23 protein-coding genes and 4 tRNA genes are annotated in these 26,533 nt (G+C 29.1%); 15 read left to right on the forward strand and 12 right to left on the reverse strand.

What is annotated here, in order from left to right; genetic code table 11:
* Positions 1-47: 47 nt before the first annotated feature.
* From mobB to D3Z07_RS02930, 5 genes are read left to right on the forward strand one after another with little or no spacing between them, the layout of a single operon-like run.
* Positions 48-545: a molybdopterin-guanine dinucleotide biosynthesis protein B gene (mobB, locus tag D3Z07_RS02910; RefSeq protein WP_076089273.1), complete on the forward strand. Its 498-nt coding sequence runs from the start codon at positions 48-50 to the stop codon at positions 543-545.
* A 2-nt stretch (positions 546-547) separates the two neighbouring features.
* On the forward strand, positions 548-1,390 hold the full coding sequence (locus tag D3Z07_RS02915; protein WP_076086433.1) for a class 1 fructose-bisphosphatase: 843 nt from the start codon (positions 548-550) through the stop codon (positions 1,388-1,390).
* Complete coding sequence (locus D3Z07_RS02920) at positions 1,383-1,589, forward strand: hypothetical protein (protein ID WP_076086430.1); 207 nt, start codon at positions 1,383-1,385, stop codon at positions 1,587-1,589. Before D3Z07_RS02915 ends, D3Z07_RS02920 begins: the two co-directional genes overlap by 8 nt.
* A 28-nt stretch (positions 1,590-1,617) precedes the next feature.
* Positions 1,618-3,573, forward strand: coding sequence for a methionine--tRNA ligase (metG, locus tag D3Z07_RS02925; protein ID WP_122893043.1), 1,956 nt, complete (start codon positions 1,618-1,620; stop codon positions 3,571-3,573).
* On the forward strand, positions 3,573-4,532 hold the full coding sequence (locus tag D3Z07_RS02930; RefSeq protein WP_122893044.1) for a UDP-N-acetylmuramoyl-tripeptide--D-alanyl-D-alanine ligase: 960 nt from the start codon (positions 3,573-3,575) through the stop codon (positions 4,530-4,532). Before metG ends, D3Z07_RS02930 begins: the two co-directional genes overlap by 1 nt.
* Positions 4,533-4,534: 2 nt before the next feature.
* Here D3Z07_RS02930 and D3Z07_RS02935 read toward each other — a convergent pair whose 3' ends face one another.
* Complete coding sequence (locus tag D3Z07_RS02935) at positions 4,535-5,191, reverse strand: S24 family peptidase (protein ID WP_076086421.1); 657 nt, start codon at positions 5,189-5,191, stop codon at positions 4,535-4,537.
* Between the two features lie 320 nt (positions 5,192-5,511).
* Between D3Z07_RS02935 and D3Z07_RS02940 the strand changes: the two genes are divergently transcribed.
* The 5 genes from D3Z07_RS02940 to D3Z07_RS02960 all read left to right on the forward strand — a co-directional run bounded on the left by D3Z07_RS02940 (position 5,512) and on the right by D3Z07_RS02960 (position 11,103).
* Positions 5,512-5,754 carry an OadG family protein gene (locus D3Z07_RS02940; RefSeq protein WP_076086418.1) on the forward strand — a complete coding sequence of 81 codons (243 nt, stop codon included), beginning with the start codon at positions 5,512-5,514 and terminating at the stop codon, positions 5,752-5,754.
* A 5-nt stretch (positions 5,755-5,759) separates the two neighbouring features.
* Complete coding sequence (locus D3Z07_RS02945; protein ID WP_076086415.1) at positions 5,760-7,580, forward strand: biotin/lipoyl-containing protein; 1,821 nt, start codon at positions 5,760-5,762, stop codon at positions 7,578-7,580.
* Between the two features lie 18 nt (positions 7,581-7,598).
* Positions 7,599-8,921: a sodium ion-translocating decarboxylase subunit beta gene (locus tag D3Z07_RS02950; protein WP_076086412.1), complete on the forward strand. Its 1,323-nt coding sequence runs from the start codon at positions 7,599-7,601 to the stop codon at positions 8,919-8,921.
* A gap of 27 nt (positions 8,922-8,948) precedes the next feature.
* Complete coding sequence (gene pckA / locus D3Z07_RS02955; protein ID WP_076086409.1) at positions 8,949-10,529, forward strand: phosphoenolpyruvate carboxykinase (ATP); 1,581 nt, start codon at positions 8,949-8,951, stop codon at positions 10,527-10,529.
* 85 nt (positions 10,530-10,614) lie between these two features.
* Positions 10,615-11,103, forward strand: a complete 489-nt coding sequence (locus tag D3Z07_RS02960) for a hypothetical protein (protein ID WP_076086406.1) — start codon at positions 10,615-10,617, stop codon at positions 11,101-11,103.
* Between the two features lie 24 nt (positions 11,104-11,127).
* Here D3Z07_RS02960 and D3Z07_RS02965 read toward each other — a convergent pair whose 3' ends face one another.
* Complete coding sequence (locus tag D3Z07_RS02965) at positions 11,128-12,159, reverse strand: bifunctional 3,4-dihydroxy-2-butanone 4-phosphate synthase/GTP cyclohydrolase II (protein WP_122893045.1); 1,032 nt, start codon at positions 12,157-12,159, stop codon at positions 11,128-11,130.
* Between the two features lie 119 nt (positions 12,160-12,278).
* On the opposite strand from D3Z07_RS02965, the gene D3Z07_RS02970 reads away from it, so the two are divergent.
* From D3Z07_RS02970 to D3Z07_RS02985, 4 genes are all read left to right on the forward strand, one after another.
* Positions 12,279-12,353 (forward strand) — tRNA-Gln (locus D3Z07_RS02970).
* Between the two features lie 47 nt (positions 12,354-12,400).
* Positions 12,401-12,477 (forward strand) — tRNA-Met (locus tag D3Z07_RS02975).
* A 12-nt stretch (positions 12,478-12,489) separates the two neighbouring features.
* Positions 12,490-12,566 (forward strand) — tRNA-Met (locus D3Z07_RS02980).
* Between the two features lie 36 nt (positions 12,567-12,602).
* Positions 12,603-12,680: transfer RNA gene (locus D3Z07_RS02985), tRNA-Thr, on the forward strand.
* 16 nt (positions 12,681-12,696) lie between these two features.
* On the opposite strand, the gene D3Z07_RS02990 is transcribed toward D3Z07_RS02985, so the two are convergent.
* Positions 12,697-12,894 carry a hypothetical protein gene (locus D3Z07_RS02990; protein ID WP_076086401.1) on the reverse strand — a complete coding sequence of 66 codons (198 nt, stop codon included), beginning with the start codon at positions 12,892-12,894 and terminating at the stop codon, positions 12,697-12,699.
* A gap of 1 nt (position 12,895) precedes the next feature.
* Positions 12,896-13,237 carry a hypothetical protein gene (locus tag D3Z07_RS02995; RefSeq protein WP_083657168.1) on the reverse strand — a complete coding sequence of 114 codons (342 nt, stop codon included), beginning with the start codon at positions 13,235-13,237 and terminating at the stop codon, positions 12,896-12,898.
* Positions 13,238-13,474: 237 nt separating this feature from the next.
* Here D3Z07_RS02995 and D3Z07_RS03000 point away from each other — a divergent pair, with 237 nt between their 5' ends.
* Positions 13,475-15,982 carry a sensor histidine kinase gene (locus D3Z07_RS03000; RefSeq protein WP_122893046.1) on the forward strand — a complete coding sequence of 836 codons (2,508 nt, stop codon included), beginning with the start codon at positions 13,475-13,477 and terminating at the stop codon, positions 15,980-15,982.
* Positions 15,983-16,035: 53 nt separating this feature from the next.
* Here the strand turns inward: D3Z07_RS03000 and pyk are convergent, their stop codons facing one another.
* From pyk to D3Z07_RS03040, 8 genes are all read right to left on the reverse strand, one after another.
* Positions 16,036-17,481, reverse strand: a complete 1,446-nt coding sequence (pyk, locus tag D3Z07_RS03005) for a pyruvate kinase (RefSeq protein WP_076086392.1) — start codon at positions 17,479-17,481, stop codon at positions 16,036-16,038.
* Positions 17,482-17,491: 10 nt separating this feature from the next.
* Positions 17,492-19,111, reverse strand: a complete 1,620-nt coding sequence (locus tag D3Z07_RS03010; RefSeq protein ID WP_076086389.1) for an NADP-dependent glyceraldehyde-3-phosphate dehydrogenase — start codon at positions 19,109-19,111, stop codon at positions 17,492-17,494.
* A 137-nt stretch (positions 19,112-19,248) separates the two neighbouring features.
* Positions 19,249-20,904, reverse strand: coding sequence for a glucose-6-phosphate isomerase (gene pgi, locus D3Z07_RS03015; protein WP_076086386.1), 1,656 nt, complete (start codon positions 20,902-20,904; stop codon positions 19,249-19,251).
* Between the two features lie 2 nt (positions 20,905-20,906).
* The gene (gene eda, locus D3Z07_RS03020; protein WP_122893047.1) at positions 20,907-21,542 is read right to left on the reverse strand and encodes a bifunctional 4-hydroxy-2-oxoglutarate aldolase/2-dehydro-3-deoxy-phosphogluconate aldolase; all 636 of its coding nucleotides are present in this window, start codon (positions 21,540-21,542) and stop codon (positions 20,907-20,909) included.
* Position 21,543: 1 nt separating this feature from the next.
* A complete protein-coding gene (gene edd / locus D3Z07_RS03025) occupies positions 21,544-23,373 on the reverse strand; it encodes a phosphogluconate dehydratase (RefSeq protein ID WP_122893048.1) in 1,830 nt (609 codons plus the stop codon).
* A complete protein-coding gene (pgl, locus tag D3Z07_RS03030; RefSeq protein WP_122893049.1) occupies positions 23,370-24,077 on the reverse strand; it encodes a 6-phosphogluconolactonase in 708 nt (235 codons plus the stop codon). The genes edd and pgl overlap by 4 nt, the downstream gene beginning before the upstream one ends.
* Positions 24,067-25,530, reverse strand: coding sequence for a glucose-6-phosphate dehydrogenase (gene zwf, locus D3Z07_RS03035; RefSeq protein WP_122893050.1), 1,464 nt, complete (start codon positions 25,528-25,530; stop codon positions 24,067-24,069). Before zwf ends, pgl begins: the two co-directional genes overlap by 11 nt.
* Before the next feature lie 69 nt (positions 25,531-25,599).
* A complete protein-coding gene (locus D3Z07_RS03040) occupies positions 25,600-26,526 on the reverse strand; it encodes a carbohydrate kinase family protein (protein WP_122893051.1) in 927 nt (308 codons plus the stop codon).
* Between the last annotated feature and the right edge of the window lie 7 nt (positions 26,527-26,533).

A 26,533-nucleotide genomic window follows, 5' to 3' on the forward strand; every position in this document is an offset into this window, starting at 1 on the left:
CTGATATTTTACAATACTTTAACCATCATTTAGATAAAATCCATTTTATGAATAAAAAAAGATTAGTGGTGGCTTTCTCAGGACCATCAAATAGTGGAAAAACTACTGCAATTGTTAAAGTTTCAAATATTCTACAAGATAAGGGTTTTAAAGTTTGTATTATTAAACATGATCCAAAAGATAAAGCTATGTTTGATAGAGTTGGAAAAGATTCATATAAATTTGGAGAAACAGGTGCAGATGTTGCAGTTGTAAGTCCTAATAAAACTACTTTACTAAAAAAAGAGACTTCTAGTATTGAAGAAATGATAGCTTTATTTAATGATTTTGATTACTTATTAGTTGAAGGATTAAAAACATTGGATTTACCTAGAATCTCTATTTTTAGAAATAATTTAGATGAAACTTATTTTAAAGTTACAAATGCAATTGCAAGTGATGATACGATAAATGACGATGATATACCATCATCAATTGATAAAATTGATTTAAACTCTCCAGAAGATATGATTATCTGGATTGATAAAAACGCGAAAAGAGTATAAAAATGCAAGATATAATCAAAGCCATAGAAGAAGCAAGTATTAAGATTAAAGAGTTAATTGAAACAGGTGACACTGGTAAAAGTGAACAAGAAAATTCAACTGGTGATACTCAGTTAAAACTTGATATTGCAAGTGATGTTATTATCGAAGATATTTTCAAAACAATTCCAAGTATAAAAGCAATTGTAAGTGAAGAACAAGAAGAAATTGTATCTTTAAATGAAGATGGTGAATATTTAATTGCTTATGATCCTTTAGATGGTTCATCACTAGTTGATGTAAATTTATCTGTTGGTTCTATTTATGGAATTTATAAAGGTGGTTTTGATGCAAAAAGTATCATTGCCTCTGTATATGTTGTATTTGGTCCACGTGTAGAAATGGTAGTTGCTATTGATGATGTTAAAATGTATAGACTAAAAAAGGGTAAATTTGAATTTATTCAAAATATCGTTTTAGAGGAAAAAGGAAAGCTTAATGCACCTGGCTCTACTCAAAATTGTTGGGCACCTTATCATAAAGAATTAATTGATGATATTTTTAATGATGGCTATAGATTAAGATATTCAGGTGGTATGGTTCCTGATTTACACCAAATCTTATTAAAAGGTGGTGGATTGTTTTCTTATCCAGGTACAACTGATAGACCAAAAGGTAAATTAAGACAACTATTTGAAGTATTTCCTTTTGCATATACTTATGAAAAAGCAAATGGGCAAGCAGTTGATGGATTTAAAAGAGCTTTAGAAGTTGAAACAACTCATATTCATGATACAACTCCTTGTTTCTTTGGATCAAACACTGAAATAAATAGAGTATTAGAAGTTTATAAAAAGAATGGATAATAAAGACGAATTAGTAATTGATGAGTGGGAAATTAAACTTGATCAAAAACTAGTTGAATTAAAAGAGTGTCAAGTAAAAGAATCTTTAGAATCATGTACTCCATGTGATAAGTTTTTTGATTGTGACTTAAGAAATAAATATGTACTAGCTGTCTACGCCTCTATGAATAAAGGTTCAGGCGGTGGGTTTGAATTTTAATATTATAATTTATAAAAGAGGTAAATAAATGGAAGAATCTTGTAAAAATGTGTATATCACTACACCAATATATTATGTAAATGATGTTGCACACATAGGACACGCTTATACAACAATTATAGCTGATATGCTAGCTAGATATTCAAGATTAACTGGTGCAAATACATATTTTCTTACAGGAACTGATGAGCATGGTCAAAAAATCGCTCAAAGTGCTGAACAAAGAGGAAAAACTCCAAAAGAATATGCTGATGAAGTATCTGGAAAGTTTAAAACATTATGGGATGATTTTGATATTTCTTATGATAAATTTATTAGAACAACTGATGATGAGCATAAAATTGGTGTTCAACATGCATTTCAAAAAATGTTTGATAAAGGTGATATTTACAAAGGTGACTATGAAGGTTATTATTGTGTATCATGTGAGACATTCTTTACTCAAAAGCAGTTAGTTGATGAGCAGTTTTGTCCTGATTGTGGAAAGCCTACAAATATTGTAAAAGAAGAAAGTTTCTTTTTTAAATTATCAGCTTATGAAGACAAATTAATCAAATGGTATGAAGAAAATGATGATTGTATCTTACCAAGATCTAAGAAAAATGAAGTAATAAACTTCGTTAAAGGTGGATTAAGAGATTTATCAATTTCAAGAACTTCATTTGATTGGGGTGTTAAACTTCCTGAATCTATGAATGAACCAAAACACGTTATGTACGTTTGGCTTGATGCACTTATGAACTATATCACAGCACTTGGTTATGGAAGTGACGAAAAAAATATGAATCAATGGCCTGCAAATGTTCATTTAGTAGGAAAAGATATCTTAAGATTCCATGCTATTTATTGGCCAGCTTTTTTAATGTCATTAGATTTACCTCTTCCAAAGCATATTGCAGCACATGGATGGTGGACAAGAGATGGTGAAAAAATGTCTAAATCAAAAGGAAATGTTGTTGATCCAAAACTTGTAGCTGATGCTTATGGTTTAGATGCATTTAGATACTTTATGATTAGAGAAGTTCCTTTTGGACAAGATGGAGATTTTTCACAAAAAGCTTTAATGGATAGAATTAATTCAGATCTAGGAAATGACTTAGGAAACTTATTAAATAGGATTTCTGGTATGAGTGGAAAATATTTTGATTCTAAAGTTACTTCTGTTGATGTAAAAAAATATCACCAAAAAGAGCTAGATGAAGTAGAAGAGATTTTAGATAAAGTTGAACTTTATTTATGGGATATGCAATTAAATAGATACCTTGAAGATATTTGGAAAGTATTAACAATTGCAAACAAAGCAATTGGTGATTACGAACCATGGGCTAAAATGAAAGAAGGTAAAACTGATGAAGCCATGGCTTTAGTAGCTTTAATTACAAATATAATGGCAAGAGTTTCACTTCTACTAGATTCAGTAATGCCTGAAAAAATTGGAAAAATCGCAACATCAATTGGAATTACTATTGATAATGCAACTTATACTTCATTACTTAAAAATAAAGAGTTAATTGCAGATACTACTATTACAAAAGTTGAGCAATTATTCCCCCGAATTGAAGAAGTTCTTTTAGAGCAAGCAAAACCAGCTGTTGTTGAAAAAAACACAACAGAAGAAAAATCTTCAAAAAAAGATGAAGTTATAGAAGAAGATGATAACTTAATTACAATTGATAAATTTTTTGAAACATCTTTAAAGATTGGAACAATTGTTGAAGCAGAAGAAGTTCCAAAGTCTAAAAAACTTTTAAAACTGCAAGTTGATTTAGGTGAAGGAAGAAATAGACAAATCTTAGCAGGTATTAAAGAATTTTATTCTGCAGAAGATTTAGTAGGAACACAAGCATGTGTTGTTGCAAACTTAAAACCTGCAAAACTAATGGGAATGATTAGTGAAGGAATGCTAATGGCTGCCAAAGATGAAGATGGTTTATCATTAATTAGACCAGAATCAAGTAAAAAAATAGGTACAAAAATAAGTTAGTGCAAATAAACTCTATTTTAGATATTATTGATGGAAAACTTTTAAATTCTCCATCAATATCTTTTATATACTCTTTTAAAACTGATGTTAATAAAATAAAAGAAGGTGATCTTTTTATTGCTTCAAATTTGGATGATGTTCAAATAGCTGTACAAAGAGGTGCCTTTGCAATAATCACAGAAAACTTCTATCCTATAATTGATAATGAAATTGCTTGGATAAAAGTAGATAATATTACTAATGCAATTGTAAAATTACTTAGATATAAACTTGCAACTTTTAACCTTCAAGCATATTTTTGTAATATTGTTAGTTTTAATTTATTAAAAGCTTTATCTTCTTACGAAAAGAATTTAAAGTTTATATCAAATAATTTTGATGAGTTATTATCTTCACTTGATGATATTAATGAAAATACTATTCTTATTTCAAAAGATATTGAACTATTAAATAAACTTTATCCTAATAATTGTGTTTTTGAAAAAGAAAAGTTTGAAATATCAAATTTAATTGAACATTCTCTTTTTGAAACTTCTTTTACATACAAAAACATATACTTTCAAAAAATTAAAATACCTTCTATTTATGTAGAAGATTTTATAAGAATTTATGATTTTTTAAATATTAGTGATTTTGATGATTCAAAATTGAAAAACTTTAATTTTTTTAAACCCACTTTTTTAGATAAAAATTTTAATATTGTAGAGTTTGGTAAAAGTGATAGATTTATTATAGTTCAAAATGAGCTCTCTTTAATTAAAAAAGAAGTTAATTATTTAGAAGAAAAGTTTTCTTACGCAAAAAAAATATATTTAAGTTCTCAAGATATAAAAAGTATTGAGAACTTAAAAGAAATTATAAAAAAACAATCTTTTAATGCTTTATTTATTACTGGATTCGAACTTGAACAAATACAGCAAGCCTTATTAAAAGAAGAGAAAGAGTTATCTCTTTTCTAATTTTAATACACTGAACCAAATGAACTTATAACTTTTCCAATAATTTTAATATCATTATTAGCTAAAACCTGTGAAGGGTAATCTTTATTATCAGAAATAATATCTAACTTACCATCTACTCTTTTTTGAATTCTTTTAACAAATAAACCATGAACTGTTGTAAATGCGTATATTCCATCTCTTGAACAGTCATTTTTTGTTTTATCCATAAATATTATATTATCATCATTTAATGTTGGTTCCATAGAATCCCCTACTACATTAATTGCATCAATATTTTTAAGATTTTCTTTCCCACCTAACATATTTACAAAATAAGCTGGAACTTCTAAAGATTCAAAGTCATCATCATTTTCATAAGCACCCCCACCTGCACTAACACTTACTTCAGGAAAATATTTAATCCAGTATTTATCAGTACTATCAACAAGAGAGCCTGGGTTTTGGTTGTAAAGTAACCAATTAATTGAAATCTTTTTCTTTGCACAAAAGTTTAAGATATTTGAGTATGGTATCTTTCCTCTATTTTTCATAGTGGCAAAATTAGCTTGTGAAAGTTCCAAAGATGTAGCAACATCTTTATCAAATATTTTTCCATTAACACCATCTGCACTTAATATGTCTTTTAATTTATCTATAATTTCACTTACAATTAGCATTTTTTCTTCCTTACATACTATTTACATAATTATATTACAATTTGCAATATTTTTCAATAGTTTTGAAAAAATATTATAAAATTTGAAATATTAAATACTAAAGGATACAAAATGGCAAGAAAAATTATTGAAACTAAAAATAACGTTATGGATTTTTTTCATAAAGTAGACACTTTAATTTACCAGTTTGGAGATAAAGTATTATAAAAAAACCAAATTTATAAATTTAATAAAAATCAAAGATACTTATAAATGTTACTAAAGCTAGTTTAATATATTATTACATTAATAATCACATTGTGGTAACCACGGAGACTGTTATGGAATTAAACTTAGTTACGGAAGCATTAAAATTTATGATGTTAGGAATGGGTGTTGTATTCTCATTTTTGATTATTATGATTTTTGTGCTTAAAGCTCAAGCTGCATTATTAACAAAATATTTTCCTGAAAAGAAAATAGAACCAGTTAAAAGGCCTACGCCTTCTGCTTCAGGTAATGAAACTGCGAAAGTAGCTGCAATTGTTGCAGCTGTTCAACATCATAAAAATCTAAAAGGTTAATATTAATGGCTAAAAAGTATATAGATGTCATGGATACTACATTTAGGGACGGATTCCAATCTGTCTTTGGAGGTAGAGTTTTAATGAATGACTTTTTTCCAGCTGTTGAAGCTGCGAAAGATGCAGGAATAACTCATTTTGAGTTTGGTGGTGGAGCTAGATTCCAATCTTTATTTTTCTACTTACAAGAAAATGCATTTGAAATGATGGACAAATTCAGAGAAATTGTTGGTCCAGATGCAAACTTACAAACACTAGCACGTGGTATTAATACAGTAATGTTAGATACAGGTTCTAGAGAATTAATTGACTTACACGCAAAAATGTTCGCAAAACATGGAACAACTACAATCAGAAACTTTGATGCTTTAAATGATGTACAAAACTTAGAATACTCTGCTGAGTGTATTAAGAAGTACGGATTAAATCATGAAGTAGTTGTTACTCTTATGGATTTACCTCCAGGATGTTCAGGTGCACATGATGTAGCTTTCTATGAAAAAACATTAAGACAAATTTTAGATAGCGGAATTCCTCATGATTCTATTTGTTTTAAAGATGCTTCAGGAACTTCATCTCCACAAAAAGTATATGAAACAATTCAAATGGCTAGAAATTTAGTTGGAAACGATACTCATATTAGATTACATACTCATGAAACAGCTGGTGTATCTGTTGCTGGTTACTTAGCCGCATTAGAAGCTGGTGCTGATGGTATTGATTTAGCAGCAAGTCCAGTTTCAGGTGGAACTTCACAACCAGATATTTTAACTATGTTACACGCTGTAAAAGGTAAAAACTTTGATTTAGGTGGTTTAGAAATTGAAAAAGTTCTGAAATATCAAGAAGTTTTAGCCGATCAATTAAAAGATTACTTTATTCCACCAGAAGCTACTCAAGTTTCTCCTTTAATTCCTTTCTCACCAATGCCAGGTGGTGCTTTAACAGCAAACACTCAAATGATGAGAGATAATGGAACTTTAGATAAATTCCCAGAAGTAATTAAAGCTATGCGAGAAGTTGTTGAAAAAGGTGGTTATGGTACTTCTGTAACTCCAGTATCACAATTTTATTGGCAACAAGCATATGCTAATGTTATGTTTGGACCATGGAAACAAATAGCTCCAGGTTATGGAAAAATGGTATTAGGATATTTTGGTAAAACTCCAGTAGCACCAAATGAAGAAATTGTAGCTCTTGCTGCTGAAAAACTAAAAATGGAACCAACTAAAGAAAATCCTTTAGATATTGCAGATAGAGATGAAAAGAAAAAAATATCTGTTTGGAAACAAAGATTAGAAATGGAAGGTATTGAAGCTAGTGAAGAAAACATTTTCATTGCTGCTGCTTGTGATGAAAAAGGTATCGCATTTTTAAAAGGTGAATCACCATTAAATATTAGAAAAAATGATTCTACATGTGAAAATGATAAAGAATGTAATTTAGGAGAAGGTAAAAATATGAGTAATGCAAATGGAAACTATACAGTTGTAGTAGATGGTCAAAAGTTTAATGTATCAATTGCTGAAGGAAATGCAGACATTCAAGTAACTCCTGTAGCTGCTTCAAGTGAAGCACCTGCTGCTGCAGCTCCTGCAGCTTCAAATGGTGAAGGTGTAGAAGTTCCTGCTGTTGTAAATGGTGCAGTTTGGAAGATCCTTGTAAAAGAAGGTGAAAAAGTTGAAAAAGATCAACAAATTATGATTTTAGAAGCTATGAAAATGGAAATTGATATTAATGCTCCAGCAGCAGGTACTATTAAACAAATTTTAGTTGGACCTAATGCAGCAGTTGAGGAAGGACAAACTTTAGCCATTATTGGTTAATAGTTTATTGGAGTAATAATGAAAAAAAGTTTATTTTTAATTTTATTTACCCTCTTTTGTGTATTCACAGTAAATTCTTTTGCAGCAACAGCACCTGTTGAAGTTGCAGGAGAGAAAAAAGAGTATGAATCAAAATCTATGTCTGGTTTAGTTGATTCATTTTACAGTACAACTGGGATAAAAGCGATTCTTAATCCTCAAGAAGGATTAAAAGGCCCTCATGGTGAAGAACTAACAAAGTTTGCACAAAGCTTTGGTAGAGTTATTATGATTATAATTTGTTTTGTTCTATTTTATTTAGCAATCAAAAAAGGTTTTGAGCCACTACTTTTGATACCTATTGGGTTTGGTGGAATTTTAGCCAATATTCCAATCGCTGAAATAGCTGGTGCTGATGGAATGCTTGGTATTATTTATAATATGGGTATAACAAATGGATTTTTCCCTCTTCTAATTTTTATGGGAGTTGGAGCTATGACTGACTTTGGTCCATTATTAGCAAATCCTAAAACTGCATTACTTGGTGGTGCAGCTCAATTTGGTATTTTTGGTTCATTAGTTGCAGCAGTATTATTATCACAATATGTGCCAGGTATCGAATTTACATTAGAACAAGCTGCTGCTATTTCTATTATTGGTGGAGCAGATGGTCCAACATCAATATTTATAGCCTCTGCATTAGCACCTGAATTATTAGGTGCGATTGCAGTTGCTGCTTATTCTTATATGGCTTTAGTTCCAGTTATTCAACCTCCAATTATGAGAATGTTTACATCTGTAGCTGAGCGAAAAATTAGAATGAAAACAGCAAGAAAAGTTTCAAAATTAGAGAAAATAGTATTTCCTTTAGTAGTAGTAATGTTAACTTTACTAATTTTACCAGATGCATCTCCACTTATTGGAGCTCTATGTTTAGGTAACTTTGCTAAGGAATCAGGAGTTGTTGATAGACTTTCTGATACAATGCAGAATTCATTGATTAATATAGTTACTATATTCTTAGGATTAGGAGTTGGTTCAAAGCTTGCAGCTGAACAATTCTTAGTTGCTGAAACTATGGGAATTATGGCAATTGGTCTTTTAGCATTCTCAGCAGGTACTGCTATGGGTGTTTTAATGGCAAAACTTATGAATTTATTAAGTTCAAAAGAAAATCAAATCAATCCTTTAATTGGAGCAGCTGGTGTATCAGCAGTTCCAATGGCAGCAAGGGTTGTAAGTAAAGAAGCTCAACAATATGATTCATCGAACATTTTATTAATGCATGCGATGGGTCCTAATGTTGCTGGGGTAATTGGTTCAGCCGTTGCAGCGGGTGTCCTTTTATCAATATTTAAATAAAAATTAATTAGTAGGAAGAATTAAATTATGTCTGAAATTAAAGACTCTTTAGGTTTAGAAAACGTTGGAATGGTTAAAAGAAATCTTGATGTAGATGCATTAATAGATTATGCAGTTGCAAATGAAGGTGCGAAAGTGTCTTCAACTGGTGCATTAATGATAGATACAGGTATTTTTACAGGTAGAAGTCCAAAAGATAAATTTTTTGTTAATCAAGATCCATCGAATAAATATATTGCTTGGGGTGATATAAATCAAAAGGTATCTAAAGAAGTTTATGAAGAATTATTAGTTACTTCAAAAAAACAATTAAGTAACAAAGATTTATTTGTTACTGATGTATATTGTGGTGCATCTTTAGATTCAAGAAAATCTGTAAGATTTATAACTGAAGTTGCTTGGCAAGCACATTTTATTCAAAATATGTTTATCATGCCTCAAACACAAGAAGAGATTGATAATTTTGTTCCAGACTTTACAATTTATAATTCTTGTAAAACTGTTGACATGGCTTATGCTAGTCACAATTTACATTCAGAAGTATATGTTGTATTTAATGTAGAAGATAATGTTGCAATCATTGGTGGTACTTGGTACGCTGGTGAGATGAAAAAAGGTGTTTTCTCAATGATGAATTACTGGCTTCCTTTAGAAGGTAAGCTTGCAATGCACTGTTCTGCTAATATTGGAGAAAATGGCGATACAGCTTTATTCTTTGGTTTATCAGGAACTGGAAAAACAACACTATCAACAGATCCTAAAAGAGCTTTAATTGGTGATGATGAACATGGTTGGGATGATCATGGAGTATTTAACTTTGAAGGTGGATGTTACGCAAAAGTAATTAATCTAGATTCAAGTTCAGAACCTGAAATCTTTGGTGCTATTAAAAAAGGTGCAATATTAGAAAATGTTGTATATGATGAAAATGGTGTTGTTGATTATTCAGATGGTTCTAAAACTGAGAATACAAGAGTTTCTTACCCTATAAATCATATTGAAAATCATACACCAGATATGATGGGTGGACATCCTACTAATATTATTTTCTTATGTGCTGATGCATTTGGTGTTTTACCGCCAGTTGCAAAACTTGATAAACAACAAGCTATGTATTACTTCTTAAGTGGTTATACTGCAAAAGTTGCAGGAACAGAGAGAGGAATTACTGAGCCAGTTGCTACATTCTCATCTTGTTTTGGTGAAGCATTCTTACCATTAAATCCAACAGTTTATGCAGAGTTATTAGGTCAAAAAATTGATAAGCACAATGTTAATGTTTACCTTGTAAATACAGGATGGACAGGTGGAGCTTATGGAGTTGGAACTAGAATGACTATTAAAAATACAAGAGCTTGTATTAATGGTATTTTAGATGGTTCTATTGAAAACTCTGAATTTGAAACATTACCTATTTTTAATCTTGCAATTCCTAAGACACTAAATGGTGTTGAAACTAAAGTATTAAATCCTAGAAATACTTGGGAAAGTAAAGCAGAATATGATGAAACTAAAAAGAAATTAGCTTCAATGTATATTGAAAACTTTAAAAAATACTTAACTTTAGAAAGTGAATATGATTTCACAGCTGCAGGACCAATTTTATAGAGTATAATTTTTTATAAAATTTAATGTTAAAAGGAGTGGATTAATTTTCACTCCTTTTTTTTATTACAAATTATAGGAGAAATTAATGAAAATATCTGAATTTTTAAATAATCTTAAAGTAAATGAGCAAGAAGTGGTACACTATTGTTGTAATCATTTATTATCAAAAAAATTTGATGTTGAAAATGATAGTTTAACACAAGATGAAATCAAAGAACTATTACTTGATTATGGTAATTTCAATAAATATTTAAATGATTCTGCTGGTACTATTTATAGAAAGTATGAGGCTGAATTAAATGATGTTTATAAGGCTATTTGTAAAACATTTAATGAAGAGTTTGATAATAAATCATTATTTGACTTTAGATTTGCTCGTATTATAAATCAAGAACCTAAACAATTCTTAGATATTGAAGATAAAGATACACAAGAAACTGTAATTGAAAAGTTTCAAGACAAGATAAATACGATATTAGAATCAAAATATTACAAAAATAATGAAAGTTCATTATCTAAAGAGATGGTGATTCCTCAAAGAACATTAGAATTAATTAAATCTGCTGTAAGTTAATAAAATTAAAATAAATAGAGTGTATTAACACTCTATTTGTATTTCTTCTAATATTTCTAAACCAAATCCATTTAAACCAACAAAGGAATGTTTTCCTCCACTTGTCATTAGTTTTAATTGTTTAACATTAAGAGTGCTTAATATTTGAGCCCCTATTCCATAATCTTTTTGAGATTCTTTTGATGTTTGATCATCACTTAAAAATATTAGAATTCCACCTTTTGATTGTAAGAAATTTATTGTTTTAAGCATTGAATGTAATTTTTCATCATTTAGAAAAAGTTTTATATCAGGAATTACTGTATGAAATTTAACATGACTAACTTCACTTATATCTCCAAATAATATAGCTGTATGAATACTTCCTAAATGATCTTTGAATTCTTTTTTAATTGTATTAGTACCAAAAAATTGTATATCACAACTTGAAACTTCTTCAACAAGTTTTTCATGTGATAATCTGTATTCAACTAAATCAGAAATATAAATTTGTTTCATATCATGCTTATTGGCAAAAATATCTAAATCATCTCGTCTTGCCATTGTTCCATCTTCTTTCATGATTTCACAAATAACAGCTTCTCCATTTAATCCTGCTAATTTACATAAATCAACACTTCCTTCTGTATGTCCAGTTCGTACTAATACTCCACCATCTTTTGCAATTAATGGAAATATATGTCCTGGACGAGCTAATTGAGTTGCATTTGAAATAGGATTAGCAAGAATTTTAATAGTGTCATCTCTTTCCCCTGCACTAATACCTGTTAAAGCATCAACAGCATCAACTGAAACTGTAAAAGCAGTTTCATAAGATGAAGTATTAGAGTTTACCATAGGATTTAATTCTAATTTATTAGCAGTTTCTTTTGTAACTGAAACACAAATTAAACCTTTTGCATGTGTTGCCATAAAATTTACTTTTTCTGGTGTGCTTAGTGCTGCAGCATAAACTAGGTCACCTTCATTTTCTCTATCTTCATCATCAAGCATAATAACCATATTACCTTTTTGAATTTCTAAAATAGCTTCTTTTACTCTTTGTATTGCATTCATTTTTATTCTCTTTATATAGTATTTGATATTTTTGTTATTATATCAAAAATATTAAAATTTAATCTAAAAGCTATTGACAATAGTATACTTTTTTACTATAATTTCGTCACTTAAACGATTGGGGTATCGCCAAGTGGTAAGGCAACGGCTTTTGGTGCCGTCATTCGAAGGTTCGAATCCTTCTACCCCATCCATTTAAGAGTTTATTTTTTTGATTATTTAATCATTAAAATTTACAGGTCGCGGAATAGAGCAGCACGGTAGCTCGTCGGGCTCATAACCCGAAGGTCACTGGTTCAAATCCAGTTTCCGCAACCAAATTAGCCATAAGTCAAGGTAGCTCAGCTGGCTAGAGCGCTGGTCTCATAAGCCGGAGGTCGAGAGTTCAAGTCTCTCTCTTGACACCATTCTTAAACTTTTTAAGAATTTATAATAACACTGTTGCTGGTGTAGCTCAGCTTGGCTAGAGCAGCTGATTTGTAATCAGCAGGTCGGGGGTTCAAGTCCCTTCACCAGCTCCATTTATTAAATTTATTACTACTTAGCAATTTCATCAATTTTTTCTTTTGTTCCATTATATGCATCAGATGATACATCTTTAGTTGTTTCCCAACCTTTTGATGATAAGTCTTTTATCACTTGCCATGCAGTTGAAGTATCCTGCTTTATACCTGTCCATGTAGCACATGAAGTAAAAAAGAAAGAGCATAGAATTAAGAAAATATACTTTTTCATATTATTGACCTGGGTTTTCAAAAAAAACATAAGTTGAATAATCAGAAACTTCAAAATAAACTTTCTTTTCATTACTATCTTGCTTAAAATTTAAATTTTCATCTAAAAATCCATATCCATATCTGTAATTTCTAGAATCTTTTCCGTCAGTAGAAATTGCAGTAGAAAGTTTATCTATTTTTATAAATCTTTTTACAAGTTTTTCACCCGCATATATTTCAATTACACCATTTACACCTGTCCAGTTTTGTAAATATCTATTTATTTTATTTTGTTTTTCTTCACAACCATTTATAAATAATGCTGCTGATATTAAAGATATAGTTAATAAACTTTTTTTCACTATTCTTATCCTTTTTTCTATTTATTTATTCTTAGATTTTACAACAAAAGTACTTCAAATAATATATAAAACTTGTAAATGTTATTTTTATAGTATTTTTATTATTATTTATGCACGATAGCTTTATTAAAGCATTTAAAAGAATAAAATAAAATTATATTTTTAATAATAATACTATTTTGATACTTTTTAACTATACAATGTTAATAATAAAATCCATAATACTTAGGAGCTATCGTGCAAAAAATAAAAGGAAAACAAGAAAAGTTACAAAAAATACTTTCAAAGCATTTTTTAAAATTTTCACTTGTACCAATATTTGTTGTTGAAGTTGCATTAGTAGTTTTATACTTTTCTATTAATTCTTATATTTCATCGAAAAACACAGAATTACTTTTAGCTGAAGCCAAACTATACAGTAAAACAGTTCTAGAAAATGAAGCTAATATTATTAGTGATAAGTTAAGTACAATTTCAAGAATTAATACTCAACTTCAAAGAGAACATGAAAAACTTTTTGAAAACCCTTCTGTTTTTGGTTTACCAAATGGAAACCCTAAATTCAATATCGCCCCAAATGGTGTTTTTTATAAAGAAAATAAAATTGGTTCTAGTTTATATTATTCGTCTAAAACTAAGATTACTGAAAAAGAAAAGCAAAAGGCCATTTTTACTGAAGCTATGGATATTTCTTTAAAAAGTGTTGTTGATATAAATCCCAATATTGTTGCTTCATATTTTAATAGTTGGGATGATATGAATAGACTTTATCCATTTATTGATGATGTAGCTAAACAATATGGTGAGCATATTCATATGGAAGATTATAACTTTTATTATTTAGCTGATAATAAACATAATCCAACAAAAAAAGCTACATGGACTAGTGCTTATTTAGATCCTGCTGGTAATGGTTGGATGCTGTCTTCTTTAGTTCCAATTTATAATAATGGTTTTTTAGAAGGAGTTACAGGTTTAGATATTTCTATTGATGTTTTTGTCAAAAATGTATTAGATAAAAAATTGCCTTATAATGCAAATTTATTTATGGTAGATGAAAAAGGTATGATTATTGCAATGTCTGAAGAAATTGAAAATTTATTAGGATTAAAAGAATTAAAAGAACATCTATATACTGATGCCATATTAAAAACAGTTGAGAAACCTGAAGAGTTTAATCTTATTACAAACAAAAGTGATTCTGCTAAACATTTTAAGAATATATTAGAAAATAATATCAAAGAAGCATCTTTCGGGCTTAATGGTAAAGATTATTTAGTTTATGAACAAGATGTAAATGAGACTGGTTGGAAATTATTGGTATTAATTGATAAGAAAAATATTTTTTCTTCTATTGAAATACTTCAAAACTTATCAAATAAAATTGGTTATGCAGCAATTGCCTTTTTATTACTTTTCTATATAGTATTCTTTTATTTATTACTAAAAAGAACTAATGAATTCTCAGATAGTATTACAACTCCAATTACTAAACTTTCTAAACAAACATCTAAAATAATGAACATGAATAATGAAATAAAAGTTCTTGATACTAATATTGAAGAAATAGATAAATTAAGTAATAACTTTGTAAATATGATTGGTGTGCTTAATGAAAGAACAATCAAACTTTATGAAGCTAAAGAAGTTGCAGAAGAATCAAATAAATCAAAAGATGAATTTTTGGCTAATATAAGTCATGAATTAAAAACTCCTTTAAATTCAATAAATATAATTTCTTCAATAATGAAGAAGAATTCTAAAGAGAATCTTGATGAAAAAGATGTAAAAAGTATAGAAATAATAAATAATTGTGGAAAAGATTTGCTTTTATTAGTAAATGATCTTTTAGACTTAACAGAAATAGATAAGGGAACGCTTGAAGTAAACAATGATAAAATTATTCTAAAAGATTTTTTTGACAAACTTTATAATAAGTTTTCAGAACAAGCTAATGCGAAATCATTAAATTTATCTTTAAACATTGATAGTACGATATCAGTTATCAATAGTGATGATTACAGACTTAATCAGATAATTGATAACCTTCTTAGTAATTCTATTAAGTTTACAAATAAAGGTAATATATCTTTAAATGTTAAAGATGATAGCGAATATATTAGAATTCTTGTTAAAGATGATGGCATAGGAATTTCCGAAAATCAATTAGCTACTATCTTTGATAGATTTAAACAAGTAGATGGAAGTACAAGTAGAAAATATGGTGGTACAGGACTTGGTTTATCTATTACAAAAGAATTAGTTTCTCTTCTTAAAGGTAAAATATTTGTTAATAGTGAAATTAATATTGGTACAACTTTTGAAATAATTCTTCCAAAAAATGTTGAGATCACACAAGAAAAAAGTAAAATTATTCAAAGTAGCAAAATTGTAGATGAAATTATTCCTGCACCAAAAGAGAGTGTAAAAAAAGTAGAAAAAGTTTTAATTTTAAATAATAATCCAATTACTTTCATTATTATGATTGTAGAACTAAGAAAAAAATATGAAGTTATTCAAGCTACTAATATAAATGAGTTTTTAAAAATCAATAGTAGTGATAATATTAGTAAGGCAATTTTAGATACTTCTACATTAAAAAATGATGAAATTGTTAGCTTAAAGGAAAATGTATCTAATAACTTTGTTATGATTTACAAAGACAATTTAGAAGAAGAATTAGAAAAAAAATCTATTTTAAAAATAGAAAAAAATGAAATAAAAAAATCTATAAGTCAGATATAAAAAAAGGAGCTATTATTTAGCCCTTTTTTAGATACTCTAAATAATATTAAGTTTTACTTCTTTCCCTTAAAATTCAAATAATATTCAATCTCAGACTCAGTTAAAATCTTAATTGTATTTGTACTTCCTGGCATTCCTACTGGATACCCTACTGTTGCTACATAAGGTCCTTCTTTTTGAAGTAAGCCTTTTTGCTCTAATGATACTAACATCTTTTGAAACATTTTAGAGGCATGTGCTTCTTTTATTGTTCCTATTGGTTGTACTCCCCAAACTGCTGTTAATGAATTTAATACTTTTTTCTTATGTGTAAATGTTAAGATTGGAGTTTTTGGTCTATATCTTGACATTTTTATTGCTGATTTTCCTGAGCTTGTTAAAGCTAGAATTCCTTTTGCATTTAAATCATCTGCTAATTTTGTTACAGTTGCTTGTATTACATCAAATTCATCTAAGTATTCTAATTTACTTTGTTTATCAAAGTTATAAATATCTTCTGTTTTTGAAATAATATTACTCATTGTTTCAACTACATTTATTGGATCTTCACCTACTGCACTTTCTTCAGAAAGCATTACTACATCTGTTCCATCTAGTACTGCATTTGCTACATCTGATATTTCTGCTCTTGTTGCTCTTTCATTTTGAGTCATTGATAAAAGCATTTGTGTTGCTGTAATTACAGGCATTCCTACATTATTTGCTTTTTTAATTAGCATTTTTTGAATAGTTGGTACATCATAGTAAGGTACTTCAATACCTAAATCCCCACGTGCTACCATTAGACCATCAGATTGTTCTATAATATCATCAATATTTTCAACAGCATCGAACTTCTCTATTTTTGCTATTAATTTACCTTTATAACCATTTAGAAGTTCTCTTGCTCTTTTCATATCATTACCATTTTGAACAAAAGAGATTGCAAAGTAATCTACATTATTCTCTACACCCCAAGCGATATCTTTTTCATCTTTTTTAGTAATTACATTAATATCAATTACAGTATTTGGGAAATTTACACCTTTTTTAGATGAAAGGATTCCATGGTTTTCAATACGAGCTATTACTTCACCTTCTATTTGAATTACTTTTGCTCTAATAGTTCCATCATAAAGGTAAATATATTCATCTATTTTTACTTTATCTAGAATATCAGGATAATTAATAGAAACTACATATTTTTTATCTTCTTTTTTATATCCTACAATTTCTTCTTTTAGAAAAGTGATTTCATCACCACGTAAAAGTTCAAAAGGTTCTTTTAAATCCCCTACTCTAACTTTCGGTCCTGAAATATCTTGCAATACTCCTACTGTTGTATTAAGGTTTTTCATAGCAGTTCTAATATTATTTAAAGTATCTAAGTGATATTCATGACTTCCATGAGAAAAGTTTAATCTAAACATATTTGCACCTGCTTTGATTAATCCTTCTATTGTCTCTATGCTATGGCTTGCTGGGCCTAAAGTTGCTAATATTTTTGTTCTTTTTTCCATCTCTTTCCTTTTATAAAATGAAATCAGTTGATAAAAAGTTAGATTTATGATCTCTTAAAATATTCGTTACTATCTCTTTATTTTCACTATTATTTTTAATAGCAACCATTGACCTAATACTAAAAGCTCTTAGTGCATCACCAACTGAAAGTGTACTTTGTGCAGAATCTTTTCTTCCTGTAAATGGGAAGATATCTGGTCCTCTTTGACATTGAGCATTTATATTAACACGGCTTACTTGATTAACAAAACTATCAATCATTTTAGCGATTTCATCAGAATTATTTCCAAAAATACTTACTTGTTGTCCATAGTTTGATTCCATTAAATATTGCATTGGCTCATGAATATCTTTATAAGTTAGAATTGGAACAACAGGACCAAATTGCTCTTCATGATAAACTTTCATATCTTTATTAACAGGATATAAAACAGCTGGGAACATAAATGTATTTTTTATTGTGCCACCATCTTTATTTACTATTTTTGCACCTTTTGAAGTTGCATCATCTATTAAATCTTTTAAATATGTAGTTTTATTAGATTCAGGTAATGGTGTAATTTGAACATCTTTATCCCAAGGCATTCCATATTTAATAGCATCTACTTTTGCATTAAATTGTTCCAAAAAGCTTCCTACAATATTTTCATGAACAAATAAAATCTTTAAAGCTGTACATCTTTGACCATTGTAAGATAGACTTCCTGTAACACATTCATTTACAGCAACTTCAAGATTTGCATCAGGCATTACAATAGCTGCATTTTTAGCTTCTAAGCTTAGTACTGATCTTAATCTATTTGGTTTTGGGTGATGATGCTCCATAGTACTAGCAACTTTTGAACTACCAATAAAGGCTAATACATCAATTTTCCCACTTTTCATTAATGGAGTTAATAACTCTTCCCCGCTTCCATATAATGTATTTACAATACCTTTTGGAAAAGAATCTCTAAATGCTTCAAGAAGTGGTCTATGTAATAAAACACCAAATTTTGGTGGTTTAAAGATAACTGCATTCCCCATAATAAGCGCTGGAATTAATGTAGTAAATGTTTCATTTAATGGATAGTTAAATGGTCCCATACATAAAGTAACACCAAGAGGAGATCTTTTTACTTGAGCTAAAATTCCAGATTCAATCTCTAATTGAGAATTTTTTCTATCTAAGTTTTTTAAAGCTTCAATTGTATCTTTAATATAATCAACTGTTCTATCAAACTCTTTTTGAGAATCTTTAAGTGATTTACCTATTTCCCACATTAAAAGATTTACAACTTCTTCTCTTTTTTCAATCATTTTAAAAGTAAATTTTTCTACTGCTTTTATTCTCTCTTCTACTTTCATTTGTGGCCATTGACCCATTCCATGATTATATGCGTTCATTGCAGAGTCTAAAGCTTGATGTGCTTCATTTTGAGTTAGTTTTGGATAAGTTCCAAGTTTTACTTGTTTCCCATCTTTTAAACATATTGGAGAATAAACATCTTGTTTTTGACCTTTCCAATGTTTTATTGAACCATCAATTAAATACTCATCTTGAGAGATTTCACCATCTAATTGAAATTGTTTTGGAATTTCTTCTATAGATGTAAATATATTTTCATATTTTTTATTATTAGTTTTCATTTTTATTTCCTTAAAATTCATAATGTCATTATAATGACTTAAACGTTAATTAAAACTTAAACATCATAATGTTATATTGTTATTATAAAAAATAAACTTTTAAATAAATAAAGAGATATTAATATACCTCTTTATTTCTATTCTTGCCAGGCACTAATTGCGTTTAATAATCCAGCACTTGATGAGTCCATATCTTTGTGCGTATACTCTTTTTTCTTTTTATGTGTCTCTTGAACATGTGTTAACATCTCTGTTGCTAACTCTTTTCCAAGTTCAACTCCCCATTGATCAAATGAGTCAACACCCCAAATAATACCTTCTACGAAAACTCTATGCTCGTATAAAGCTATGATTTTTCCTAAGGTTTTAGGGTCAAGTTTTTTATATAAAAGAGTTGATGAAGGACGATTACCATTAAATTGTCTATGAGGAGCTAATCTAATTGATTCTTCATGTGGAACTCCTCTTTTTTCTAATACACGAATTACTTCATCAATTCTTCGACCTGCCATAAGTGCTTGACTTTGTGCTAAACAGTTTGCAATTAATAAATCATTATGCTCTTTCATATCATTTTCTGATTTATTTACACCTAACATAAACTCACATGGAACTATCTGTGAACCTTGATGTAGGAGTTGGAAGAATGAGTGCTGTGAGTTTGTTCCTGCATCACCCCAAACAATTGCACCTGTTTTTTCATATAAGCTCTCACCACTTGAAGAAATACTTTTTCCATTACTTTCCATATCAAGTTGTTGAATATAAGAAGGAAAAGAGCTTAATCTTTGATCATACGGTAAAATTGCACGTGTTGGATATTCGCATATATTTCTATGCCAAATTCCAATAAGTCCAAGTATTACTGGCATATTTTGCTCAATTGGTGTATTTTTAAAATGCTCATCCATTTCATAAGCACCATCTAAAAACTGTGAAAAATTATCAGTTCCAATTGCTATCATTACACCTAAGCCAATTGAACTCCAAATTGAGTATCTTCCACCAACCCAATCCCAATATCCAAATACTCTGTCTTCACTAATACCGAAATCTTTAGTTTTTTCTAATGCTGTTGAAATTGCAGCAAAATGTTTTCCTGCATTTTCTTCACCAATTGCATTTGACATCCATTTCATTGCTGTTTTTGCATTTGTCATTGTTTCAATAGTTGTAAACGTTTTAGATGCTATTAGTATTAATGTTTTTGAAGGGTCAAGATTACTTAAAGTATCTGTAATATGAGATGAATCAATATTAGATACAAAATGAACATTAGGACCATCATGAAAAGGTTTTAGTGATTGTGTAACCATAGCAGGTCCAAGATGTGAACCTCCAATTCCTATATTTACAATATCTGTAAAAGCTTCACCACTTGATGAAACAATTTTACCATCTCTGATTCCATTTGCAAATTTTTGCATTTTTTCTAAACCTTCTTGAACATCTTGCATAATATCTCTATTATCAACATATATAGGTTTATTTGGTTTATTTCTAAGTGCTATATGTAAAACGGCTCTATTTTCAGTGATATTGATTTTATCACCACGATACATTGCATCTCTTTTTTCTTCAACATCACAAGCTTTTGCTAGTTTAAATAATGTTGTCATAACATCATTATTTACATGAACTTTTGAATAATCTAAAATCATATCATCTAGTGAAGTTGAAAACTCCTCAAAACGCTTTGGATTTAGAGTAAATAAGTCATTTATTGACATATTTTTAAGCTGGCTTCTAATTTGCTTTAATCTAGCAAAAAGAATATCTCTTTGTTCGTTCATATTTAAGCCTTGTTGATTTTTTCTAATGAACTTTTAGCAATTCTAGTAATCTCATCAAAGTTCTTTTCATCTAATAGCTTTTTTGGTACTAACCACGAACCACCAACACAAAGTACATTTTTTAAATCTAAAAATTCATTCATATTATCTAAGCTTACTCCACCTGTTGGGCAAAAACTCATTTTTGCAAAAGGTCCACTAAAGGCTTTTAATAAATTAACTCCTCCTACTTGTACTGCTGGAAATAGTTTACAAGCGTTTATATCATTATTTTGTGCTAGCATTACTTCTGATGCTGTACAAACTCCTGGAATTAAAGCTATATCATTTTGTTTTGCAGCTTGTATTAACTCTTCACTAATTCCTGGAGAGAATACAAAAGCTGCTCCATGAGCTATTGAGTCTTCTAAATCTTTTTTATTACATACAGTTCCTGCTCCTACATTCATTGAAGGCATTTGCTTTGATATTAGTTCTATTGCTTTAAGTCCTGTAGTTGTTCTTAGTGTAATTTCCATTATATTAATTCCACCATCTTGCAATGCCTTTGCAAGTGGTAATGCATCTTCTATATTATCTATTGCTATTACTGGTACTATTGGGCTAATGCCTAGTACTTCTTTTGCGTTTATTTTCATATTAATTTCTCTCTTTTCCAATAATATCAAAGATAGTAGCACCCTCTTCTGCACTACTAATATTGTCTCTAACACTAGAGAATAAATTTCTACCATAGTTATAATGATTAGCTGATAAGTCTACTTTTTTGATACTTCTTCTAATCTTTTCTTCTGCAGGAATTTCAATATTTAATGTTCCTTTTTTAACATCTAAACAAATCATATCTCCATCTTCTATAAGTGCAATAGCTCCGCCTTTTGCAGCTTCATCAACTAAATGAATTGCAGATGGTACTTTTCCAGAAGCTCCTGACATTCTTCCATCTGTTACAATTGCAACTTTAAATCCTTTATCTTGTAAAACACCAAGTGAAGGTAATAATCCATGAAGTTCAGGCATTCCATTTGATTTTGGTCCTTGGAATTTAACAACTGCTACAAAATCTTTATTTAACAAACCTTCTTTAAAGGCATTTTTTAATTCATCTTGAGTTGAGAAAACCATAGCAGGAGCTTTGATATATAAATGCTCATCTTTTAAAGCAGAAGTTTTAATAATACTTCTTCCTATATTTCCTTTTAATAGTGTAATACCACCCTCTTTTGAAAAAGGAGCTTCAACACTTGAAACAATATCTTTGTCTCTTGAAATTATGGCACCTTTATTAAATTTTAGTTTATTATCAATTAAAGATGGTTCAACAATATAATTTTTTAAACCACGACCTACAATTGTATTCACATCTTCATGTACTAAACCTGCATTTATTAATTCACTAATTACAACACTCATACCACCTGCGTCTCTGAAGTGGTTAACATCAGCACTTCCGTTTGGATAAAGTCTACATAATAGTGGTGTAACAGATGAAATCATATTAAAATCATCCCAATTTATAATAATTCCAGCAGCTCTTGCCATTGCAATTAAATGAATTGTATGATTAGTAGAACCACCAGTTGCCATAAGTCCTACAATTGCATTTACAAAACTTCTTTCATCAATAATATCAGCTATTGGTGTAAAGTTGTTTTTATATTCTGTTAAATTCAATAAAGTTTTTGAAGCTTCTTGTGTTAGTTCATCTCTTAATTGAGTATTAGCATTTACAAAAGAAGAGTTTGGAAGCTGTAATCCCATCATCTCTAAAAGCATTTGATTAGAGTTTGCAGTTCCATAAAAAGTACATGTACCACTACTGTGATATGAAGCAGCTTCTACTTTAAATAGTGCTTTTTCATCAACTTTTCCTTGTGCAAACTCTTGACGTACTAATGCTTTTTCTTTATTTGAAATACCAGAAGGCATAGGACCAGCTGGCATGAAAATAGCAGGTAAATGTCCAAAAGATAAAGCACCTATTAAAAGTCCTGGAACAATTTTGTCACAAACTCCTAAATAAATAGCTCCATCATAAACATTATGAGAAAGCCCAATAGCAGTACCCATTGCAATGTTATCTCTTGAAAACAGACTTAATTCCATTCCTTCATAGCCTTGAGTAACACCATCACACATAGCAGGAACTCCAGATGCAACTTGTGCTGTTGCTCCTTCATTTAAAAGTGTTCTTTTTATTAATGATGGATACACACTAAAAGGTTCATGAGCTGATAACATATCATTGTATGAAGTTACAATTGCAATATTTGGAGTAACTTTATCTGACATTAACTCTTTTTCTTGTTCATTCATAGGGGCTATTGTATGTGCTAGATTACTACATCCAACTTTTGATCTATTAACACCTTTAATGCTAGCTTCTTTAACTCTATTTAAGTAAATCTCTCTACTTTGTTTTGATCTTTCTATAATATTATTTGTAACTTCTAGTATTATTTCATTCATCTGTAATATACCTCTATTATTTTTTTATCTTGATTTAAAATTGAAGCTATTGGCATTTGTTTTTTATCAATACCTTCACATACTTGCTTATAGATTTTTTGTTTTTCTTCACCTTCAAAATGTAAATAAATATTATTTGCAGATAATATTGCATTTTTTGTTAAACTCATTCTGTCATAAGGTGCGTTGCTTGGTGTCATAAAAACACATAAGCTATCATTTGTTTCAAAAGCTTCTTCAAGCTTAGTATTATTAGGAAAAATAGAAGCTGTATGTCCATCAGCTCCCATTCCTAATACTATTACATCAAAAGGAAATAGTTCATTTTGATAAATGTCTGAACAAGTTTTTTGGGAAGCTTCAATTGTTTTATTCTCTTGATACATTGAAATAAATTGTGCTTTTTTAGCAAAGTTTTGTAAAAGTGTATTTTTAACTAACTTTTCATTTGAATCATCATTAGAAGAAGGAATCCACCTTTCATCTACAAGTGCAATTTTTACTTTTTCCCAAGGAATATCAAAAGTACTAAGTTCTTCAAATAATGGTTTTGGTGTACTACCACCTGAAACAATTAATGAAGCATTTCCTTTTTGTAATATTGCATTTTGTAAATTCGTAATTATATTTAGACTTAAAGATTCAATTAACTCTTTTTGTTCTGAAAAAAAATTCTCATTATTATTTTGACTATTAGTCTTCATGCCAATCCCTACCATCTTTTGCAATAAGCTGTACACCTGCACTTGGTCCATTTGTACCTGCTGCATATTTTTTCATAGGAACAATATTATCTTCCCAAGCTTCTAAAATACTATCAACCCATTTCCAAGCACTTTCAACTTCATCAAGTCTCATAAATAGTGTTGGATTTGATCTTACAACATCAAGTAATAATCTTTCATATGCTTCATTTTTTCTTTTTGTAGATGAAGGGGAAATCAACTCTAAGTCAACTTCTTCTAATCTCATATTTTCACTTAATTCTGGTACTTTATTTATTAAACTTAAAGTAATACTCTCTTCAGGTTGAAGTGTTATAACAAGCTTATTTGAAGAAACAGGCTCACCATTATTTTGGAAAATAGAATAAGGAACATCTTTAAATTGTATTACAATCTCAGAGTTTCTTTTTTCCATTCTTTTTCCACTTCTAATATAAAATGGAACGCCATTCCATCTCCAGTTATCAATATCAACTCTTAAAGCAGCAAATGTTTCTGTTAAACTTTCTTCAATATCTTTATTATCTAAATATCCAGGAACTGGTTGTCCATCTATTGAACCACTTGAGTATTGTGCACGAACAGTATTAGCTGCTACATTTTCTCTAGTAATTGGTCTTAACGATCTTAAAACCTTTACTTTTTCATCTCTGATACTATTTGCATCAAGTGAACAAGGTGGCTCCATTGCAACTAAACAAAGTAATTGCATTAAATGATTTTGAATCATATCTCTCATAGCACCATATTGGTCGTAATAACCTGCACGACCTTCAACACCAACACTTTCAGCAACAGTAATTTGAATGTGGTCAATATTAGTAGCATCCCAAAGAGGCATAATAATTCTATTTGCAAAACGTAAAGCTAAAATATTTTGTACTGTATTTTTTCCTAAATAATGGTCAATTCTATATATTTGGTTTTCTTTAAAGTATTTTAATACTTCATTATTAATTTCTCTTGCAGATTCTAAATCTTTTCCAATTGGCTTTTCTAAAACAACTCTAGATGTTGGTTTTATTAGTTCCCAATGACTTAAAGATTTACAAATATCTCCAAAAAAGTTTGGTGATGTTGATAGATAACTAACTCTATCTTCGTTTGAGCTTTCATCTAATATCTTTTTTAAATCTTTATAACTATCATTATCTGCAAAGTCAACATATACTGAATGTATTATTTCTTTAAACTTATCAAAGACTTCATTGCTAAATGACTCTTTTTCTATAAATTCTGATAATTTTTCTTTTGTTAATTTTATATGTTCTTTTCTACTTAACTTTTGTCTTGATACGGAGATGATTCTACTTTCTTCTTCTAAGTAACCATCACTAAAAAGATGGTATAAAGCTGGTATTAGTTTTCTAAAAGAAAGATCACCATATGCTCCAAAAATTATAATATCTGTTGGTTTTTTTATTTCATTCATAAGTTTTAATATCCTTTGATAAAAATATCATAACATTATAACCTTATGATATTTTTAAATTTTAATAAGTTATGAGTTTAGTTCACTAAAAAAAGGAGGATTAGCACCAATTCGGCCTACACTAATTCCTGCAACTTTATTTGCGAATATTAATGATTCTTCAAGCGAATTTTCATCAATATTAACTAAACCTTTTTTAGAGAAGCTATTGTTTTTAGATAAAGAGAATAATAAGGCTCCATTAAAAATGTCACCTGCACCAATTGTGTCAATAACTTCTACTTTTTGCGCTTTTGCGAATACTTCATATTTTTTAGTTTTAATTATCGCACCTTCACTTCCTTTTGTAAGAACAATGATACTAAGACCTAAGTCTAGCCATTTTTTATGTAGTTCTTCAAAAGAAGTATTAGGGTATAACCATTCAAAATCTTCGTCTGATATTTTTATAATATCACTTTGAGAAAGTATATTCTCAAATCTTTGTATAAAAATTGATCTATTTTCAATAAAATTAGGTCTGATATTTGGATCAAAGAATACAACTTTTGAAGAGCTTTCTTTATTGATAAAGCTTTCAATTTCACTTCCATTTGGTTCACTCATAAGTGAAATTCCACCAACATAAAGTGTGTCTACTTGCTTTTGATCTAAAACTACATCTTTTAAAGATATATTTTTATTTGAACTATTTTCATCAAAAAAGCTATATGTTGTAGTACCATTTGCAATTTTTGCAAATGCTAATGTTGTATTTTGTGAAGTTTTTATGCATAAAGAAGTGTTTACCTTAGATTTTTCTAATTCTTCTATTATCATTTCACCAAATAAATCATTTGAAACTGAGCCTAAAAAAGCTACATTAGCACCTAATCTTCCTAAGCAAATTGATGTATTTAAAACAGCTCCACCAATTTTAGGTATAAAAGCTGTTTCCCCATTATCAAGATTATTAGGAATCATATCTATTAGTGCTTCTCCACAACATATAATCATTTTTCTT

It is taken from the genome of Arcobacter peruensis, assembly GCF_003711085.1.
GTDB lineage: Bacteria > Campylobacterota > Campylobacteria > Campylobacterales > Arcobacteraceae > Poseidonibacter > Poseidonibacter parvus.

Excerpts from the sequence above, each read along its gene's own strand:
- mobB (WP_076089273.1), top strand. The coding sequence starts at position 48 with ATGAATAAAAAAAGATTAGTGGTGGCTTTCTCAGGACCATCAAATAGT.
- D3Z07_RS02915 (WP_076086433.1), top strand. The coding sequence starts at position 548 with ATGCAAGATATAATCAAAGCCATAGAAGAAGCAAGTATTAAGATTAAA.
- D3Z07_RS02920 (WP_076086430.1), top strand. The coding sequence starts at position 1,383 with ATGGATAATAAAGACGAATTAGTAATTGATGAGTGGGAAATTAAACTT.
- metG (WP_122893043.1), top strand. The coding sequence starts at position 1,618 with ATGGAAGAATCTTGTAAAAATGTGTATATCACTACACCAATATATTAT.
- D3Z07_RS02935 (WP_076086421.1), bottom strand. The coding sequence starts at position 5,191 with ATGCTAATTGTAAGTGAAATTATAGATAAATTAAAAGACATATTAAGT.
- D3Z07_RS02940 (WP_076086418.1), top strand. The coding sequence starts at position 5,512 with ATGGAATTAAACTTAGTTACGGAAGCATTAAAATTTATGATGTTAGGA.
- D3Z07_RS02945 (WP_076086415.1), top strand. The coding sequence starts at position 5,760 with ATGGCTAAAAAGTATATAGATGTCATGGATACTACATTTAGGGACGGA.
- D3Z07_RS02950 (WP_076086412.1), top strand. The coding sequence starts at position 7,599 with ATGAAAAAAAGTTTATTTTTAATTTTATTTACCCTCTTTTGTGTATTC.
- pckA (WP_076086409.1), top strand. The coding sequence starts at position 8,949 with ATGTCTGAAATTAAAGACTCTTTAGGTTTAGAAAACGTTGGAATGGTT.
- D3Z07_RS02960 (WP_076086406.1), top strand. The coding sequence starts at position 10,615 with ATGAAAATATCTGAATTTTTAAATAATCTTAAAGTAAATGAGCAAGAA.
- D3Z07_RS02965 (WP_122893045.1), bottom strand. The coding sequence starts at position 12,159 with ATGAATGCAATACAAAGAGTAAAAGAAGCTATTTTAGAAATTCAAAAA.
- D3Z07_RS02990 (WP_076086401.1), bottom strand. The coding sequence starts at position 12,894 with ATGAAAAAGTATATTTTCTTAATTCTATGCTCTTTCTTTTTTACTTCA.
- pyk (WP_076086392.1), bottom strand. The coding sequence starts at position 17,481 with ATGGAAAAAAGAACAAAAATATTAGCAACTTTAGGCCCAGCAAGCCAT.
- D3Z07_RS03010 (WP_076086389.1), bottom strand. The coding sequence starts at position 19,111 with ATGAAAACTAATAATAAAAAATATGAAAATATATTTACATCTATAGAA.
- pgi (WP_076086386.1), bottom strand. The coding sequence starts at position 20,904 with ATGAACGAACAAAGAGATATTCTTTTTGCTAGATTAAAGCAAATTAGA.
- eda (WP_122893047.1), bottom strand. The coding sequence starts at position 21,542 with ATGAAAATAAACGCAAAAGAAGTACTAGGCATTAGCCCAATAGTACCA.
- edd (WP_122893048.1), bottom strand. The coding sequence starts at position 23,373 with ATGAATGAAATAATACTAGAAGTTACAAATAATATTATAGAAAGATCA.
- pgl (WP_122893049.1), bottom strand. The coding sequence starts at position 24,077 with ATGAAGACTAATAGTCAAAATAATAATGAGAATTTTTTTTCAGAACAA.
- zwf (WP_122893050.1), bottom strand. The coding sequence starts at position 25,530 with ATGAATGAAATAAAAAAACCAACAGATATTATAATTTTTGGAGCATAT.
- D3Z07_RS03040 (WP_122893051.1), bottom strand. The coding sequence starts at position 26,526 with ATGATTATATGTTGTGGAGAAGCACTAATAGATATGATTCCTAATAAT.